Annotated in this window: 4 protein-coding genes; 1 reads left to right on the top strand and 3 read right to left on the bottom strand. The window is 67.3% G+C overall.

Annotation, left to right across the window (positions count from 1 at the left end; genetic code table 11):
* Window positions 1–937 (bottom strand): xanthine dehydrogenase family protein molybdopterin-binding subunit (locus IT306_06030; protein ID MCC7367959.1); only part of this gene is annotated, 937 nt, incomplete at its 3' end.
* A gap of 15 nt (window positions 938–952) precedes the next feature.
* The gene (locus IT306_06025) at window positions 953–1693 is read right to left on the bottom strand and encodes a hypothetical protein (GenBank protein MCC7367958.1); all 741 of its coding nucleotides are present in this window, start codon (window positions 1691–1693) and stop codon (window positions 953–955) included.
* A gap of 128 nt (window positions 1694–1821) precedes the next feature.
* Here IT306_06025 and IT306_06020 point away from each other — a divergent pair, with 128 nt between their 5' ends.
* The gene (locus IT306_06020; protein ID MCC7367957.1) at window positions 1822–1962 is read left to right on the top strand and encodes a hypothetical protein; all 141 of its coding nucleotides are present in this window, start codon (window positions 1822–1824) and stop codon (window positions 1960–1962) included.
* A 222-nt stretch (window positions 1963–2184) separates the two neighbouring features.
* Here the strand turns inward: IT306_06020 and IT306_06015 are convergent, their stop codons facing one another.
* Entirely contained in the window at window positions 2185–2859 is a 675-nt protein-coding gene (locus IT306_06015) for a response regulator transcription factor (GenBank protein ID MCC7367956.1), read from the bottom strand.
* Window positions 2860–2993: the final 134 nt, after the last annotated feature.

Raw genomic sequence — 2993 nt, 5'->3', positions numbered from 1 at the left:
GCACGGCGCTCTGCGGCAGCCCCAGGCGCTGGGCCAGGCCGGCGCGGGTGCCATGGGCGTGCTGGTTGGTGTAGTACATGTGCAGCCGCCCCTGGTCCCACCAGACCAGGTTGCTGGTCAGCTCGAGCGCCATGTGCTGCTCGGTCGAGCGGCTCGACTGGACCTCGACGACCACGTCGGCCGCCGCCAGGCCGGCCTCCGGGTCGCCCAGCGCCTCCTCCGACAGGGACGAGATCGTGCCGTTGAAATCGCTCTCCCACTGCTTGGGGGTCGAGGGGCTCATGCCCGCGCGCCAATCAATGACGGCTGGCAAGACCTCGTATTCCACCTCGAGCAGGCGCAGGGCCTCGTCGGCGATGTGCAGGTCCTCGGCCGCCACGACCGCCACCGGGTCGCCGACGGTGAAGATCTCCTCATCGAACAGGTAGTGGGCCGGCGGGCCGGCCGTGACGCGGGCGTTCTCGTCCTCGGACAGGTTGAAGCGGTGGATGATCTCCACGACGCCGGGGAGGGCGCGCGCCTTGGTGTCGTCAATGCTCATCACCCGGGCGTGCGGGTGCGGGCTGCGCAGGGTGCGCTGGTGGAGCATGCGCGGCATGCTCATGTTGCTGACGTAGTTGCCCAGGTCGCTGACGACCCCCAGGCCCTGAATGCGGCGCATGCCCTGGCCGACGACGGAGAACTCGCCTTCTTCCTGCTGGAGCGAGCGGTTGGGCGCCGCCTGGCGGGCCACCCCGATGCCGAAACGCGACAGCTTGCCGCGGTTGGCCGCGATGAAGCGCTGCGCCTGCTCGGGGTACTCCCCGATCAACAGGTCGAATTCGGGCGAGCGCGCCAGCGCCGCCCACTCCTCGTCCCGCAGGCTGGCCGCATAGGCCGCGTCGTGCACGGCTTTCATTACATCGACGTGTAAATTAGCCATTGCGATATCCTCCATGACCTCGCGGCGCCGCTAGGCGGCCGACCGCATCTCCTCGGCCGCCGCATGGATCGAGTCGTACATCTTCGGGTATTCCGAGCAGCGGCAGATGTTGCCAGCCAGCGCCTGGGCGATGTCGTCGTCGCTTGGGTTGGGGTTCTTCTGGAGCAAGGCATAGGTCGACATGACGACGCCGCGCGTGCAGATGCCGCACTGAAAGCCGCCCTGCTGCCAGAATTGACGGGCAATCGGGTGCAGATCCTCGGCGCGCGTCCCGGCGCTGATGCCGGCGACCGTCAGGATTTCCTGGCCGCGCCCCAGCCGCGCGGACAGGATGGTGCAGCCATTGACGGCCCGGCCGTCGACGACCACCGTGCAGGCGCCGCACTCGGCCCGGTCGCAGCCGACGTTGATGCGATCGCGCAGGCCAAGCTTGTGGGTCACGGTCTCCCACAAGCTCTCGCGCACGTCGACGATCAGGTCATACGACTTGCCGTCGATCTTCAGCGTCACGGCGCGCTGCGAGGCCGGCAGGACGGGGCCAACAACGGTGACCGGGCCGGGAACTTCGACCTGGACCTCCTTGACGACCTCGACCGGCACTTCTTTGACGACTTCCTTGATGACTTCAACCGTCTGTGGCTCCTGCATGGCCACGACGCCGGCCGCGACCGCGCCGGTTACGACAACGCCCGCGCCGGCGCCGATGAGGAAATCGCGTCGGGTGATTTTCGTCGGCGCCTGGTCCGCGGGAACCTTCTCTTCGTCTGCCATCGGTTTGTCCTCCTGCCTGCGAACACTGGCCGAACTCGCCTCGGCCCGGCTTCCGTCATCTGGCGTCGGCGTTATGTCTGTGGATCGGCCTCCTCGCGCGCTAGGAACGCCCCCGGGCCTGGAGCGACGTGGGGCAGGCCGCGGAGGGGTTCAACTGGTCGGATCGCGGCAATATCGCGCCGGAACTGCTGCAGGGCATGGCGCAGCTCTGCCAATTCGTCGCGATGCAGCTGTTGATACGCTGTGAGTTGCTGTTCAAACCTGATTAGACGAGCGGCTATGTCGGTCGAGGCTGCCATACCCTGCCTCCGCCAGCCGTACGCAAGAACGGGGAATTGTCCGATTGTTATCGTACCGTATGGGGCGAGGCAGGAGGAAGTGTTAGGGGGGCCAATCGCTGGCCCAAAAGGGCCAATCTGGTCCAATTCGTCTGCGCGGCCAGTGACCCAAGCGGGTGACTATCGCGGATCGGCTCGCCAGCAGGGGTTATGTCAGATCAATCCGCGATGAAGGGCTTCGGCCACAGCGTGGGCGCGGCTGGTCGCCTCGAGCTTGGTGAGGATGTCCTGGATCTTGCGCTTGACGGTGCGCTCGCCCAGGTGCAGCTTTTCGGCCATCGCGGCCGTACTGGCGCCCTCGGCCAGCAGCCGCAGGAGCGCCAACTCTTGATCGGTCAGGCCCGATTCGATCTGGACCTGCGCCTGGCTCAAGGACTGCAGCTGCCGCAGGACCTTACTGACCAACTGGGGGCTAAGGCGATGCTCGCCCGCGTGGGCGGCGCGGATGGATTCGGCCAGCAGCTCGGCCGAGGCGCTCTTGAGGAGATAACCATGCACGCCGGCCTGGGCGGCCTCGACCAGGTAATCTTCCTCCTCGTGCGACGTGAGGATGATGACGCGCGCCTGGGCGCCCGAGCGGCGGAGCTCGCGCGCCAGGTCCAGGCCGCTCTGGCCGACCATGCGGATGTCCACCAGCACAACATCCGGCTGAAGGTCCTCGACCTGCACCAGCGCCGGCTGGGCGCCGTCGGCCTCGCCGACCACATGAATGTCGGGGTACTGGGACAGGAGGCTGCGCAACCCCTGGCGCACGACGGGGTGATCATCCACGATCAGGACGCGCGTACCCGGCTTGCCGGCAGCGGACCGCGTATAGTCGTGTGTCATGCGAGGTCTCCAATTCAGGCCGAATCGACGAGGGCGGCTCGGCCGGTGGGCTGCCCCGGAGCGCCGGCCTCGGGCGGCAACGGCACTTCCAGCAGAATCCGCGTCCCCTGAGCGGGCTGAGAGGTGATCTGCAG

Source organism: Chloroflexota bacterium, from assembly GCA_020850535.1.
Classification (GTDB): Bacteria; Chloroflexota; UBA6077; order UBA6077; family JACCZL01; genus JADZEM01.
Note: the sequence above shows the minus strand (reverse complement) of the source record. Positions and strands in the feature narration are given on the sequence as shown.